General features: G+C 67.2%; 11 protein-coding genes and 1 pseudogene. 9 read left to right on the top strand and 3 right to left on the bottom strand.

Annotation, left to right across the window (positions count from 1 at the left end; genetic code table 11):
- The first annotated feature begins 6 nt into the window (after positions 1-6).
- The 5 genes from Q0R27_RS01610 to eda are packed head-to-tail and all read left to right on the top strand — an operon-like array spanning position 7 to position 6,402.
- The gene (locus tag Q0R27_RS01610) at positions 7-1,512 is read left to right on the top strand and encodes a tryptophan halogenase family protein (protein ID WP_293940343.1); all 1,506 of its coding nucleotides are present in this window, start codon (positions 7-9) and stop codon (positions 1,510-1,512) included.
- A gap of 16 nt (positions 1,513-1,528) precedes the next feature.
- On the top strand, positions 1,529-2,986 hold the full coding sequence (gene zwf / locus Q0R27_RS01605; protein WP_293940342.1) for a glucose-6-phosphate dehydrogenase: 1,458 nt from the start codon (positions 1,529-1,531) through the stop codon (positions 2,984-2,986).
- Positions 2,979-4,814: a phosphogluconate dehydratase gene (gene edd, locus Q0R27_RS01600; protein WP_293940341.1), complete on the top strand. Its 1,836-nt coding sequence runs from the start codon at positions 2,979-2,981 to the stop codon at positions 4,812-4,814. The genes zwf and edd overlap by 8 nt, the downstream gene beginning before the upstream one ends.
- Positions 4,811-5,785 (top strand): glucokinase, encoded by a 975-nt coding sequence (locus Q0R27_RS01595; protein WP_293940340.1) that lies wholly within the window; start codon positions 4,811-4,813, stop codon positions 5,783-5,785. The genes edd and Q0R27_RS01595 overlap by 4 nt, the downstream gene beginning before the upstream one ends.
- A complete protein-coding gene (eda, locus tag Q0R27_RS01590) occupies positions 5,782-6,402 on the top strand; it encodes a bifunctional 4-hydroxy-2-oxoglutarate aldolase/2-dehydro-3-deoxy-phosphogluconate aldolase (RefSeq protein ID WP_293940339.1) in 621 nt (206 codons plus the stop codon). Before Q0R27_RS01595 ends, eda begins: the two co-directional genes overlap by 4 nt.
- A gap of 80 nt (positions 6,403-6,482) precedes the next feature.
- Here the strand turns inward: eda and Q0R27_RS01585 are convergent.
- Positions 6,483-6,593 (bottom strand): annotated as a pseudogene (locus Q0R27_RS01585) (hydantoinase/oxoprolinase family protein); the annotation flags it as partial.
- 301 nt (positions 6,594-6,894) lie between these two features.
- Here Q0R27_RS01585 and Q0R27_RS01580 point away from each other — a divergent pair.
- Positions 6,895-7,536 carry an isochorismatase family protein gene (locus tag Q0R27_RS01580; protein WP_293940338.1) on the top strand — a complete coding sequence of 214 codons (642 nt, stop codon included), beginning with the start codon at positions 6,895-6,897 and terminating at the stop codon, positions 7,534-7,536.
- A gap of 249 nt (positions 7,537-7,785) precedes the next feature.
- Here Q0R27_RS01580 and Q0R27_RS01575 read toward each other — a convergent pair whose 3' ends face one another.
- Complete coding sequence (locus tag Q0R27_RS01575; RefSeq protein ID WP_293940337.1) at positions 7,786-8,970, bottom strand: acetyl-CoA C-acyltransferase; 1,185 nt, start codon at positions 8,968-8,970, stop codon at positions 7,786-7,788.
- A gap of 104 nt (positions 8,971-9,074) precedes the next feature.
- Between Q0R27_RS01575 and Q0R27_RS01570 the strand changes: the two genes are divergently transcribed.
- Positions 9,075-10,238 (top strand): acyl-CoA dehydrogenase family protein, encoded by a 1,164-nt coding sequence (locus tag Q0R27_RS01570; RefSeq protein ID WP_293940336.1) that lies wholly within the window; start codon positions 9,075-9,077, stop codon positions 10,236-10,238.
- Between the two features lies 1 nt (position 10,239).
- Here the strand turns inward: Q0R27_RS01570 and Q0R27_RS01565 are convergent, their stop codons facing one another.
- The gene (locus tag Q0R27_RS01565) at positions 10,240-12,318 is read right to left on the bottom strand and encodes a M13 family metallopeptidase (protein ID WP_293940335.1); all 2,079 of its coding nucleotides are present in this window, start codon (positions 12,316-12,318) and stop codon (positions 10,240-10,242) included.
- Between the two features lie 127 nt (positions 12,319-12,445).
- On the opposite strand from Q0R27_RS01565, the gene Q0R27_RS01560 reads away from it, so the two are divergent.
- Positions 12,446-12,688: a hypothetical protein gene (locus tag Q0R27_RS01560; RefSeq protein ID WP_293940358.1), complete on the top strand. Its 243-nt coding sequence runs from the start codon at positions 12,446-12,448 to the stop codon at positions 12,686-12,688.
- A gap of 174 nt (positions 12,689-12,862) precedes the next feature.
- Positions 12,863-13,622 (top strand): carboxyl transferase domain-containing protein (locus Q0R27_RS01555; protein WP_293940334.1); only part of this gene is annotated, 760 nt, incomplete at its 3' end.

Raw genomic sequence — 13,622 nt, 5'->3', positions numbered from 1 at the left:
CCGTCGATGAAGCGGCCGGCGACCATCACCATCCTTGGCGGGGGAACCGCCGGGTGGATGGCGGCTTGCCTGTTCCAGCATCATTGGGGGCCGAACGGGACCAAGGTCACGCTGATCGAATCGAGCGATATCGGCATCATTGGGGTAGGGGAGGGATCGACCCCGCAACTCAAGGCCTTTTTCGACGATCTCGGGATCGCCGAAGCCGAATGGATGCCGCGCTGCAACGCCACCTACAAGACCGGGATCGCGTTCGAAGGCTGGTCCGACCGCCCCGGGTTCGAGCGCTATTTCCACCCTTTCCCAACCGAGCTCGATGGCCACACCACCCCGCAGTTCATCTTCAACGCATACGCCCGCCGCAACGGCCATGACGTCGTCGCGCACCCCGACCGCTTCTACGTCCCCGCCTTGCTCGCGCGCGATCACCTCGCGCCGCTGACCCCGGCAAATTTCCCTTTTTTCACCAGCTACGGCTATCATTTCGACGCGCACCTCGTCGGCGCTTACCTGCGCGAGGTTGCGACGAGCCGCGGCGTGACCAACCTCGACGCGACAATCGCCGAGGTCGCGCTGACCGCCCGGGGCGACATCGAGGCGCTCGTCACCGACGATGGCCGCCGCTTCGGCGCAGACCTGTTCGTCGACGCCAGCGGCTTTCGCGCGGTGATCATCGAAGGCGCGCTTCGTGAGCCGCACCTGCCCTTCGCCGCCAACCTGTTCAACGACAGCGCGGTCGTCACCCCGACCCCGATCGCGTCTGAAGGCCCCGGCGTGAGCACCCGTGCGACCGCGCTCGGGGCCGGCTGGGCGTGGCACATCCCGCTGACCAACCGCGCCGGCAATGGCTATGTCTATTCGTCGCGCTACATCGATCCGGGCGCCGCCGCCGCCGAAATGCTGACCCACCTCGGCCTCCCCGGCGACAGCGAAGTCCGCCACCTCAAGATGCGTGTCGGGCGGGTCGAGCGCAGTTGGGTGCGCAATTGCCTCGCGATCGGCCTCGCCCAGGGCTTCGTCGAGCCGCTCGAGGCGACCGCGCTCCACGTCGTCCTCGCCACCGTCGAACGGTTCGTCCGCACCATCGACGCCGAGCCCGACATGCCGGCGACCCGCGAGGCGTTCAACGCCGCCATCGCCCGCCGCTACGAAGGCATTCGCGATTATCTCGTCTGCCACTACCGCGCCGCCAATCGTGCCGACACCGACTATTGGCGTGACGCGACCGGCCACGACCATTTGTCCGACAGCCTCAAGGGACTGTTCAGCGCCTGGTTCACCGGTGCAAACGTCGAGGAGGAAGTCGCGCGACAGGGGATCGACGACATTTACACCGCGATCAGCTGGCACTGCCTGCTCGGCGGCTACGGCAATTATCCCGCCACACTCCAGCCGGCGACCGGCGCGGCCGCACAGGTAGACATGGACCGCGTCGACAAATTCGTTACGGGGTGCGCGAGCAATTATTCGCCGCACCGTGACGCGCTGGCGCGACTGTCGGCGAACGCCTGAGAGGCAGTAGACGACTATGAGCGATACGGTTTCCACCCTGATCCTGTTCGGCGCGACCGGCGACCTTGCCGCGCGCATGCTGCTGCCGTCGCTCTACGGGCTGGATTGCGACGGGCTGCTCCCCGCGGGGTTGCGGATCATCGGCACCGCGCGCAGCAAGCAGGACGATGCGACGTTCCGCGAGCAGGCGCTGGTCGCCGTGCGCGACCATGTTCCCGAGACTCTGTTCGACGAGGTCCGCGCGGCACGCTTCCTCGAACGGGTGCATTATGTCCCGCTCGACGCCACCGACACCGCCGGCTTCCACCGCCTCGCCGAGGTCGTCGGCGACACGTCGGGCGGAGTCGCCATCTTCCTCTCGACCGCGCCGTCCTTGTTCAAGGCAACCATCGACGGCCTCGCCGCCGCCGGCCTCACCGGGCCCGAAGTCCGCCTCGCGCTCGAAAAGCCGCTCGGCTCGGACCTCGCCTCGAGCCGCGCGATCAACGACGCCGTCGCCGCCGCGTTCAGCGAGAAGCAGACCTTCCGCATCGACCATTATCTCGGCAAGGAGACGGTCCAGAACCTCCTCGCGCTGCGCTTCGCCAATGTGATGTTCGAGCCGCTGTGGACCAGCGCCTCGATCGACCATGTCCAGATTACCGTCAGCGAGGAGATTGGGCTGGAGGGACGCGGCGACTATTACGACGGTACCGGCGCGCTGCGCGACATGGTCCAGAACCATATGCTGCAACTGCTTGCGCTGGTTGCGATGGAGCCGCCGGCGAGCTTCGACGCGACCGCCGTACGCGATGAAAAGGTCAAGGTGCTTCGCTCGCTGCGCCCGGTCACCGCTGCCAACATCGCCAGCCGGGTGGTCATCGGCCAATATGGCGCCGGCGCGGTCGGTGGCCAGCCGGTCTCGGCCTATGCCGAGGAACTGGGGCGTTCTTCGACGACCGAAACATTTGTTGCGCTACAAACTTTCGTCGACAATTGGCGTTGGGCGGGGGTGCCATTCTACCTCCGCACCGGCAAGCGGCTGCCCGACCGGCGGACCGAAATCATCATCCAGTTCAAATGCGTCCCGCACTCGATGTTCCACTCGCGCGGCGCGACCGCATCGCCCAACAAATTGCTGATCGCGATCCAGCCCGACGAAAACATCGAGCTGTCGCTGATGGCCAAGGTCCCCGGGCTCGACCGCGGCGGGGTCGAGCTGCGCGAGGTCCGTCTCGCCATCGGCCGCGACGACGCATTCAGCGACACGCGCCGTCGCATAGCCTATGAGCGGCTGCTGCTCGACCTCATCGAAGGCGAGCCGACGCTGTTCGTCCGCCGCGATGAGGTCGAGGCGCAATGGCAGTGGATCGACGGGGTCCGCGCCGCATGGGCGGCGGCGGGGATGACGCCCAAACCCTACGCGGCCGGTAATTGGGGACCGTCCGCCGCGATCGCGCTCGCCGAGCGCAACGGAGTGAGCTGGAATGATTGACCCGCGCATTGCCGCAGTCACTGACCGGATCGTCGAGCGTTCGGCGTCGTCGCGCCGTCGCTATCTCGACCTGATCGCGATCGAGGCTGACCGCGGGATCCGCCGCCCGCGCCTGTCGTGCGGCAATTTCGCGCATGGCTTTGCCGCATCGGGCGAGGACAAGCCTGCAATCCGCGCGATCTCGGGCCCCAACATCGGCATCGTCACCGCCTACAATGACATGCTCTCGGCCCACCAACCCTATAACCGCTACCCCGAGCAGATAAAGATCTTCGCGCGCGAGGTCGGCGCCACCGCGCAGGTCGCCGGCGGCGTCCCGGCGATGTGCGACGGGGTCACGCAAGGCCAGGACGGGATGGACCTGTCGCTGTTCAGCCGCGACACGATCGCCCTCGGCACCGCGGTCGCGCTGTCGCATGGCATGTTCGATGCGGTGGCGATGCTCGGCATCTGCGACAAGATCGTCCCCGGGCTGCTGATCGGCGCGCTCCGCTTTGGCCACCTCCCCGCGCTGCTGATTCCCTCCGGGCCGATGCCGACCGGCATCCCCAACAAGGAGAAACAGCGCGTCCGCCAGCTGTTCGCCGAAGGCAAGGTCGGCCGCGAAGAGCTCCTTGCGAGCGAGGCGGCGAGCTATCATGCGCCCGGCACCTGCACCTTCTACGGCACTGCCAATTCGAACCAGATGATGATGGAGCTGATGGGGCTCCACATCCCCGGCGCGGCGTTCATCGCCCCCAACACCCCGCTGCGCACCGCGCTGACCCGCCGCGCGGTCCACCGCCTCGCCGACCTCGCCAAGGGGTCGCAGCGCCCGCTCGGCCATTGCGTCGACGAGCGCGCGATCGTCAACGCCGCGGTCGGGCTGCTCGCCACCGGGGGCTCGACCAACCACGCCATCCACCTCCCCGCGATCGCCCGCGCCGCCGGGATCATCATCGACTGGGAAGACCTCGACGCGCTCTCCGCCGCCGTCCCGCTGATCGCGCGCATCTATCCCAACGGTTCGGGCGACGTGAACGACTTCCACCGCGCTGGCGGGATCGCCTATGTGACGCGCGAGCTGCTCGGCGCCGGGTTGCTCCATGGCGACGTCATGACCGCAGGCGGCGACACGATAGCCGAACATGGTGCGATGCCCGCGCTCGACGGCGATGCGCTCGCCTGGCACGATGTCGGCGACAGCAGCGACGACACCATGCTCCGCCCGGTCGCCGCGCCGTTCATGCCCGACGGCGGCATGCGCCTGCTCCAGGGCAACCTTGGCCGCGCGGTGATCAAGACCAGCGCGGTCGATCCTTCGCGGTGGACGATCGAGGCCGAGGCCCGGGTATTTCACGACCAGGGTTCGGTCCTCGCCGCGTTCCAGGCGGGTGAGCTCGATCGCGACGTGATCGTCGTCGTCCGCTTCCAGGGCCCGCGCATCAACGGCATGCCCGAATTGCACAAGCTGACCCCGGCACTGGGCGTGCTCCAGGACCGCGGCTTCCGCGTCGCGTTGCTCACCGACGGGCGCATGTCGGGAGCGAGCGGCAAGGTCCCCGCCGCAATCCACTGCTCGCCCGAAGCGCTCGGCGGCGGTCCGCTCGCGCGCGTTCGCGACGGTGACCGTATCCGCCTCAGCGCCGACGAGGGCGTGGTCGAGGCGGTCGGCCTCGACCTCGCCAGTCGCACCCCTGCGACCGCTCCGCCATTCCCGCTGGGCACCGGGCGCGAGCTGTTCGCGCTGATGCGCGGTGCTTGCGACACCGCCGAGCGCGGCGCCTCGGCCATGCTTGCCGCGATGGAGGCCGAGGCCGAGCTCGGCGCGAAGGTCGTGCCGGTATGAGCCGCACCATCGCCGTCGCCGACATCGGCGGCACCCACGCCCGCTTCGCTCTCGCCGAGATCGACGCCGGGCGCGTGCTCAAGCTCCACGACCCGGTCACGCTCAAGACCGCCGAATATGCCAGTTTCCAGACGGCGTGGCAGGATTTCGCCACGCAAGGCGGCGGCGGCGATTTGCCGCGCGAACTCGGCATGGCGTTCGCCGGCCCGGTCGGCGGCGAGCTGCTCAAGCTGACCAACAACCCGTGGGTCATCCGCCCCGCGCTGATGTCCGAGAAGCTCGGTGTCGAACGCCACGTCATCGTCAACGATTTCGGCGCGGTCGCCCATGCCGTGGCTGAACTCGGCGAGCATGATTTCATTCATCTTTGGGGCCCCGACACCGCGCTCCCGGCGCACGGCATCACGACCGTCGTCGGTCCGGGCACCGGGCTCGGTGTCGCCGCGCTGCTGCGGCGTGACGGCAACGCCGAGGTCATCGAGACCGAGGGCGGCCATATCGACTTCGCCCCGCTCGACGGGCTCGAGGACCGCATCCTCGTCCATTTGCGCAAGAGTTTCCGCCGCGTGTCGGTCGAGCGGCTGACGTGCGGCAGCGGGCTCGTCAACATCCACACCGCGCTCGCCGCGATCGAGGGCCAGCCGGTCATCCCGCGCGACGACAAGGCGCTATGGGCCGCCGCGCTCGACGGCAGCGACAGCCTCGCCGCCGCCGCGCTCGACCGGTTCTGCCTGATCCTCGGCGCGGTCGCTGGCGATCTTGCGCTCGCTCACGGCGCCAATGCGGTGGTTATAGCCGGCGGCCTCGGGCTGCGCCTGCGCGACCATCTGCCGCGTTCGGGATTCGAGACCCGCTTCGTTGCCAAGGGCCGCTTCGAGCGGCGCATGGAAGCGATGCCGGTCAAGCTCATCACCCACCCGCAGCCCGGCCTGCTCGGCGCCGCCGCTGCCTTCGCCAAGGCTTATCCATGACCATCGACGATCTCATGAACGCCGCCCCGGTAATCCCCGTGCTAGTCCTCGGCGACCGGCTCGATCCGGCGGCGCTGGCCGAAACCCTCGTTGCCGCCGGGTTGCCGGTGATCGAGGTGACGCTGCGCACGCCGTGGGCGCTCGACGCGCTGCACACCATGGCCGGAGTGACCGGCGCGATCGTTGGCGCGGGCACGGTGCGCAACCCGCGTCAGCTCGACGAGGCGCTCGCAGCGGGGGCGAAGTTCATCGTCTCGCCCGGCCTGACCGAATCGCTCGCCGAGGCCGCGATCGCCAGCGGGGTGCCCTTCCTCCCCGGCATCGCCACCGCGAGCGACCTCATGCGCGGGCTCGACCTCGGCCTCTCGCGCTTCAAATTCTTCCCCGCCGAGGCGGCCGGTGGCCGACCCGCGCTCAAGGCATTGTCCGGCCCGTTCCCCGAGCTGCGCTTTTGCCCGACCGGCGGCGTCCGCATCGAAAACGCCGCCGACTGGCTCGCGATGGAAGCGGTCACCTGCGTCGGCGGCACGTGGATCGCCGGCCCCGACGACGAGGATTTGGCGGCGATCGGCAAGAAGGCCACCGCGGCTGCGGCGGTTGGACGGAAGGCACGCTAGATCACGTTTCGCGCGGCCAGTTCGGCGAACTGCTCACAACCCAGCCCGAGCAGGCTGCCGTAGATCGCTTCATTGTCCTGCCCGGCGACCCCGCCGGCCGGCCCCGACATCAGCAGATTGACCGGCGCGGTACGGCTCTTTTCGGCCGATATCAGCCCGCCGACCGAACGCAGCAGCAACAATTCGCCCGACCCGGCTCGGCAGGGCCTTGTTCATAATCCCGGCCAGCCATTTGTTCGCGGCCAGTGCGTCGCCAAGCGCAGTCTCGCAGTCGATGCCGCTGCGCCCGCGCGAACCTTGCGACGACGCCACCGCGCGCTCGACCCCGCGCTCGTTGAGGCACAGCCCGATAAAGCTTACTCCCGGCGCTTCGAGCAGGACGGCGGCAAGCGCGTCGCCATCGGCCATCTGCGGTAACCGGCGCCATCCGATTTGTATGCAAACGAGAACACCCCTTGTATTGCGGCAACGAACCGGAAAAACTGTGCCCCAATGACCAACACCGATCTTCATCAGGATTATGCCCGCGCCGGGTTCAATGGTCGGCTCGAGCCCGGTCGGCGGCCGGCGCTCGTCCTCGTCGATTTCGCCCGCGCCTATTTCGACCCGGCGTGCGGTCTCTACACCCGCCCCGAGGCGGCCCGCGCCAAGGCCGCAAGCCTTGCCGAGGCGGCGCGTTTCGCGGGCGCGCCCGTCGTCTTCACCCGGGTCGAATATGTCGCCGGCGACCCCGCCCGCGACGGGGGCAATTTCTATCGCAAGCTGCCCGCGCTCGCCGCCTTCGATCGCGGCAACCCGCTTGGCGACTTTACCGACGGCCTGCGCCCGCACGACGGCGATCTCGTGATCACCAAGCAATATCCCAGCGCCTTCTTTGGAACCGGCCTCGCCGACCAGCTGCGCGGGCTCGGCGTCGACACGGTGCTCGTCGCCGGGCTGACCACATCGGGCTGCGTCCGCGCCACCGCGCTTGACGCGCTGTGCGAAGGCTTCGCCCCGTTCGTCATTCGCGACGCTGCGGCCGATCGCGACTCGGCGGTGCACGAGGGAAATCTGTTCGACCTTCAGGCCAAATATGCCGAGGTGGTCGAAACCGCCGCGATGCTCGACTATCTCAACTCGCTTGGACGATGATCGTTTGAGCTGAATCAATCCAAACGTAAATCATAGTATAGTCATAAGCTTAGAGCCTCAGTTACGGTTTTCGGCGGGAGCGCGAAGCACTTCCACCGCAACCGATCGGGCTCTCGTCGCCGACCCGCGCGGCGCCAGAACGAGCGGCTGATCGACGTCCCGGCGTCGAAGCGCGCGTGAACTTCTGATCCGCTGGCTGACGGAGGTGACCCTCCGTTAGCCTGTCTCTTCTGATTATATTGCTGGCGCTTAGACCAGCTCGATTGCGACCGCCGTCGCTTCGCCGCCGCCGATGCACAGGCTCGCGACGCCGCGCGTCAAACCTTTGTGCTTGAGCGCGTTGACCAGCGTGACGAGGATCCGCGTCCCGCTCGCCCCGATCGGGTGGCCCAATGCGGTCGCGCCGCCGTGGACGTTGATCCTGTCGTGCGGGATGCCGAGGTCCTTCATCGCGAACATCGCGACGCAGGCGAACGCCTCGTTGACTTCCCACAGGTCGACGTCGCCGACGCTCCAGCCGGCCTTCTTCAGCAATTTCTCGATGGCGCCGACCGGGGCGATAGTGAACTCGCTCGGCTCGCGGGCGTGGGCGGCGGTGGCGACGATGCGGGCGATCGCGGTCAGCCCCTGCTCGGTCGCGGTCGACTGGCGCGACAGCACCACCGCCGCCGCGCCGTCGGAGATCGACGACGAGGTCGCGGCGGTGATCGTGCCGTCCTTGGCGAAGGCAGGCTTTAGCGTCGGGATCTTGTCGGGCATCGCGCGGCTCGGCGCTTCGTCGGTGTCGACGATGGTGTCGCCCTTGCGGCCCTTCAGCGTCACCGGGGCGATCTCGGCCTTGAACGCGCCGCTGTCGATCGCGGCCTTGGCGCGGGTCAGCGAGGTCAGGGTGAACTCGTCCATGTCCTGGCGGGTAAGCTGATATTCGTCGGCGGTGCACTGCGCGAAGCTGCCCATCGAGCGGCCTTCCTCATAGGCATCCTCGAGCCCGTCGAGGAACATATGGTCATAGGCGGTGTCGTGGCCGATCCGCGCGCCGCCGCGGTGCTTCTTGAGCAGGTACGGCGCGTTGGTCATCGATTCCATGCCGCCCGCGACGATCAGGTCGGCGTTCCCGGTCATCAGCGCCTCGGCGCCCATGATCACGGTCTGCATGCCCGATCCGCAGACCTTGTTGACCGTTGTCGCCTGGACCGACTTGGGCAACCCGGCCTTGATCGCCGCCTGCCGCGCCGGCGCCTGGCCGAGCCCGGCGGGGAGCACGCAGCCCATGTAGATGCGGTCGATCTTGGCGGCGTCGACCCCGGACCGCTCGACCGCCGCGCGGACTGCCGTGGCGCCAAGGTCGGTCGCCGAGGCATCGGACAGGCTGCCCTGCATCGATCCCATCGGGGTGCGCGCGGTCGACAGGATGACGATGGGGTCGGTGGCCATGATGAAATCTCCGGGGAGGATTGTTGCACTGCACATAAGCCGCGCACCGGCCTTGTTCAAACGCTTTGCGCTCTGCTAGCGCGGATCGCGAACAGGAGAGACGAATGTCCGACATGGAGCTCGACTTCGGGCTTGGCGAGATGGCCGACACGATCCGCGACACGACCCGGCGCTTCGCCACCGACCGGATCATGCCGCTCGCCGCCGAGATCGACGCCGCCGACCGCTTCCCGATCGAGCTGTGGCCGCAGATGGGCGAGCTGGGCTTGCACGGCATCACCGTGGAGGAGGAGTGGGGCGGCCTCGGCCTCGGCTACCTCGAGCATGTCGTCGCGCAAGAGGAGATCGCGCGCGCCTCGGCCTCGGTCGGCCTCTCCTACGGCGCCCACTCGAACCTGTGCATCAACCAGGTGCGTCGCTGGGCCAATGACGAACAGAAGCGGAAATACCTCCCTAAGCTGATCTCGGGCGAGCATGTCGGCGCACTGGCGATGAGCGAGGCGGGGGCGGGCTCCGACGTGGTCTCGATGAAGCTGAAGGCCGAGAAATCGGGCCACGGCTATCGCCTCAATGGCACCAAGTTCTGGATCACAAACGGCGCTTACGCCGATGTGCTGGTGGTCTATGCCAAGACCGGCGGCCCGGACGACAAGCCCAGCCGCGCCATCACCACTTTCCTGATCGAAAAGGGCATGGCCGGCTTCTCGATCGGCCAGAAGATCGACAAGATGGGGATGCGCGGCTCGCCAACTAGCGAACTGGTGTTCGACGACTGCTTCGTCCCCGCCGAGCAGGTCATGGGTCCCGAGAATGGCGGAGTCGGCGTGCTGATGAGCGGGCTCGACTATGAACGCACCGTGCTCGCGGGCATCCAGCTCGGCATCATGCAGGCATGCCTCGATGTCGTCCTGCCCTATGTCCGCGAGCGCAAGCAGTTCGGCAGCGCGATCGGCGGCTTCCAGCTGATGCAGGCCAAGATCGCCGACATGTATGTCGCGCTCAATTCCGCCCGCGCCTATGTCTACACGGTCGCGAAGAATTGCGACGCGGGCAAAACCACCCGGTTCGACGCGGCGGGAGCGATCCTCCTCGCCAGCGAAAGCGCGTTCAAGGTGGCGGGCGAGGCGGTCCAGGCGCTCGGCGGCGCCGGCTATACCAAGGACTGGCCGGTCGAACGCTTCCTGCGCGACGCCAAGCTGCTCGATATCGGCGCCGGCACCAACGAAATCCGCCGAATGCTCATTGGCCGCGAGCTGATCGGGGCTTAACTCACCAAACGTGGACCCGCTTGTTCGGCGCAAGGTACAGCTTGTCGCCCGGCTTGACCCCGAACGCATCGTACCACGCGTCGAGGTTGCGCACGGTCAGCGCGCGATACTGGTCAGGCGCGTGGCCGTCTGTAGCAATGTGGCTGCGGACCGATTCCTCGCGTGTCTTGTCTGCCCACGCCTGAGCATAAGCGATGAAAAAGCGCTGGTCGCCGGTGAAACCGTCCATGACCGGCGCCGGCTTGCCGGCGAGCGAGACCTTGTAGGCATCGAGCGCCGCCGACAGGCCGGCGACATCGGCGATGTTCTCGCTTAGCGTCAGCGGGCCGTTGACGTGGACGCCGGGGTAGGGGCTGTACTGGTCATACTGGTCGGCGAGCGCTTTGCCCGACTGCGTGAAGTGGGTGAAATCGGCCGGGCTCCACCAGTTGCGCATGACGCCGGTCGAATCGAACAGCGCGCCATTATTGTCGAAGCTGTGGCTGATCTCGTGGCCGATCACCGCGCCGATCGCGCCATAGTTGAAGGCCGCGTCGGCATTGGGGTCGAAGAACGGCTTGACCAGGATCGCCGCTGGGAAGTTGAGCGCGTTCTGCACCGGCAAATTGACCGCGTTGACGAGTTGCGCCGGCATCCACCATTCGCCGCGCTCCATCGGTTTGCCGATCTTGGCGATCTGGACCCTGGTGTTGGCGAGGCTCGCCGTCTTGGCATTGGCGTAAGCGTCGGTCGGGCTGATCGCGAGCCCGGTGTCGTCGCGCCAATGGTCGGGGTAGCCGACCCCGACGACGATCGAGCGGACCTTCTTGATTGCCTCGGCCTTGGTTGCCGGGGCCATCCACGCCAACGCCTCGACCCGTTTGGCGAACGCGGCCTTGATGCCCTCGGCCATCCTCTGGATCTCGGCCTTGGCGGCGGCGGAGAAATATTTGGCGACATAGGCCTTTCCGACCGCGTCCTGGAGCGCGTTGCTGGTGGCGTTCATCGCCAGCTTGTCGCGGGGGCGTTGCTGCGGAATGCCGTTGATCGCGGTGCCGTTGAAGGCGAAGCTGGCGTCACGGATCGTGGCGGGGAGGACCGAGGCGCGTTCATTGAGGGTGTGGAAGACAAGCCACTCCTTCCACGCGTCGAGCGGCTCGGAACCGACGAGCGCGGCGAGCTTGGGTATCGCGGCGGCGTGATAGGCTTCGAACTTCTGCGCGGAACCCAGTTGGGCGGCGCCGAGCATCGCACCCCAGTCGATACCGGGTGCCTTGGCGTCAAGGTCGGCGCGACTCCACACCTCGGCGGCCTTGGTAAAATCCTCGCTGTCGGCGCGGCTCTCATGCGCCCGGGCGATCTTGGTTTCGAGCGCGATGACTCGGGCGGCGGCGGCGGCCGGGTCGGGATCGCCGGCGGCCTTCATCACCGTTTCGACATAGGTGAGATATTTGGTGCGCAGCCCCGCCATCTTGGCGTCGCCCGACAGATAATATTCGCGCTCGGGCATGCCGAGCCCGCCCTGGAGAAGGTAGGGCAGCGTTTCGCCCGGGGTCTTCAATCCCTGCGTGACAAATAGCCCGAACAGATGGTCGGTCTTGTAGTTGGTCGAGTTGAACGGATCGACGTCGGCGCGCAGCGTGCCGCCGATCGCGCTCGCCAGGCCGCGCTTGTCGGCGATCGCGGTGATCGCGTCGAGATCGGCCTTGGCCGGCGCGATCCCCGCCTTGTCGATCGCGGCGGTGTCGAGATACGCCTTGTAATAATTGACGATTCGGCCGTCGTCGCTATCCGCCGCCGCGCTCGCTTTGAGCAGCGCGTCCATCATCTCGAGCGTATTCTTCTCGCGCTGCTGGTCGGCGATGTAGAAGCCGCCGACCGATGAGCGGTCGGCCGGAATGACGGTGCGCTTGACCCAATTACCGTTGGCGTAGCCGAAGAAATCGTCCCCCGGCTTGACGCTCTTGTCGAGGCTGGAAAGGTCGAGGCCGGAAACGCTGCCCGGCTTGACCTGTTGGGTTGCGGCATCGTTGCCGATGCTGTTGTTGCACGCGGCCAGGGCCAGGGTCGACACGCACAGCAGCAGGATGGAGCGCTTCATCGGACATTCCTCTCGATTATCTTGCCTTGGCTTCGCTATGGCGCGGGTCGGGCGCCGCTTTCAATGGGAAAGCGGAACGGTTGGTCGCGCTGCAACGAATGTTTCGACCAACGGGATGATGCCGACGATGAGCGCACCGCGTCTCGACTCCAGGCTCGATCTCAGCAGCGACGGGGCCAAGGCCCGCGCCACGCACAATCGTTCGTTGGTCGATCGCCTGCGCGCTGACGTCGCGCGGGCATTGCTGGGCGGCACCGACAAGGCGCGCGAGCGTCACACCGCGCGCGGCAATCTCCTCCCCCGCGATATCGGCGCCGGCACCAACGAAATCCGCCGCATGCTGATCGGGCGGGCGATCATCGGGGCCTGACTCCAATCCCGCGGAGTGCTGTGCTAGGTCCGGTGCTCAGGGGTAGACGGCAGGTGCGCGCGATTGTCCTGCTGGCGGAACGCGACGCACTTTATAATTATTTGAAAGCGCGCGCAGAGCTTCCACAACAGCAGTACTTGGCAAGCAGCGCGTGCAGCGGCTAGGCCAGCGCGCATGAGCGCCGCCAAACTCGACAGCAAGATCGATCTCGACGGCGACGAGGCCAAGGCCCGCGCCGCGCATAATCGCGGGCTGGCGGAGAAATTGCGCGCCGATGTCGCCACGGCGGCGCTCGGCGGCACCGAGAAATCGCGCGAGCGCCACACCTCGCGTGGCAAACTCCTCCCAAGAGAGCGCGTCGAACGCCTCCTCGATCCCGGCTCGCCGTTCCTCGAGATCGGGCAGCTCGCCGCGAACGACCTGTACGACGGCGAAGTCCCCGGTGCGGGGATTATCGCCGGGATCGGGCGCGTCTCGGGTCGGCAGGTGATGATCGTCTGCAACGACGCGACGGTGAAGGGCGGGACTTACTACCCGCTGACGGTCAAGAAGCACCTCCGCGCGCAGGAGATCGCCGAGGCCAACCGCCTGCCGTGCGTCTATCTGGTCGACAGCGGCGGCGCCAACCTGCCGCACCAGGCCGAGGTATTCCCCGACCGCGATCACTTCGGCCGCATCTTCTTCAACCAGGCCAATATGAGCGCGAAAGGAATTCCCCAGATCGCCTGCGTGATGGGCAGCTGCACTGCCGGCGGGGCGTATGTCCCCGCGATGTCCGACGAAAGCATCATCGTCCGCGATCAGGGCACCATCTTCCTCGCCGGCCCGCCGCTGGTGAAGGCCGCGACCGGCGAGGAAATCACCGCCGAGGAACTGGGCGGCGGTGAACTGCACACGCGCAAATCGGGCGTGGCCGATCACCTGGCCGAAAATG

This window comes from Sphingomonas sp. (assembly GCF_025362505.1).
Taxonomy (GTDB): Bacteria; Pseudomonadota; Alphaproteobacteria; order Sphingomonadales; family Sphingomonadaceae; genus Sphingomicrobium.
The sequence above is the reverse complement of the archived record's forward strand: the minus strand, read 5'-3'. Positions and strand labels throughout refer to the sequence as shown.

Bases quoted from the DNA above. Each gene is read 5' to 3' on its own strand.
- Q0R27_RS01610 (WP_293940343.1), top strand. From the start codon at position 7: ATGAAGCGGCCGGCGACCATCACCATCCTTGGCGGGGGAACCGCCGGG.
- Q0R27_RS01570 (WP_293940336.1), top strand. From the start codon at position 9,075: ATGTCCGACATGGAGCTCGACTTCGGGCTTGGCGAGATGGCCGACACG.
- Q0R27_RS01595 (WP_293940340.1), top strand. From the start codon at position 4,811: ATGAGCCGCACCATCGCCGTCGCCGACATCGGCGGCACCCACGCCCGC.
- Q0R27_RS01565 (WP_293940335.1), bottom strand. From the start codon at position 12,318: ATGAAGCGCTCCATCCTGCTGCTGTGCGTGTCGACCCTGGCCCTGGCC.
- eda (WP_293940339.1), top strand. From the start codon at position 5,782: ATGACCATCGACGATCTCATGAACGCCGCCCCGGTAATCCCCGTGCTA.
- zwf (WP_293940342.1), top strand. From the start codon at position 1,529: ATGAGCGATACGGTTTCCACCCTGATCCTGTTCGGCGCGACCGGCGAC.
- Q0R27_RS01580 (WP_293940338.1), top strand. From the start codon at position 6,895: ATGACCAACACCGATCTTCATCAGGATTATGCCCGCGCCGGGTTCAAT.
- Q0R27_RS01560 (WP_293940358.1), top strand. From the start codon at position 12,446: ATGAGCGCACCGCGTCTCGACTCCAGGCTCGATCTCAGCAGCGACGGG.
- edd (WP_293940341.1), top strand. From the start codon at position 2,979: ATGATTGACCCGCGCATTGCCGCAGTCACTGACCGGATCGTCGAGCGT.
- Q0R27_RS01575 (WP_293940337.1), bottom strand. From the start codon at position 8,970: ATGGCCACCGACCCCATCGTCATCCTGTCGACCGCGCGCACCCCGATG.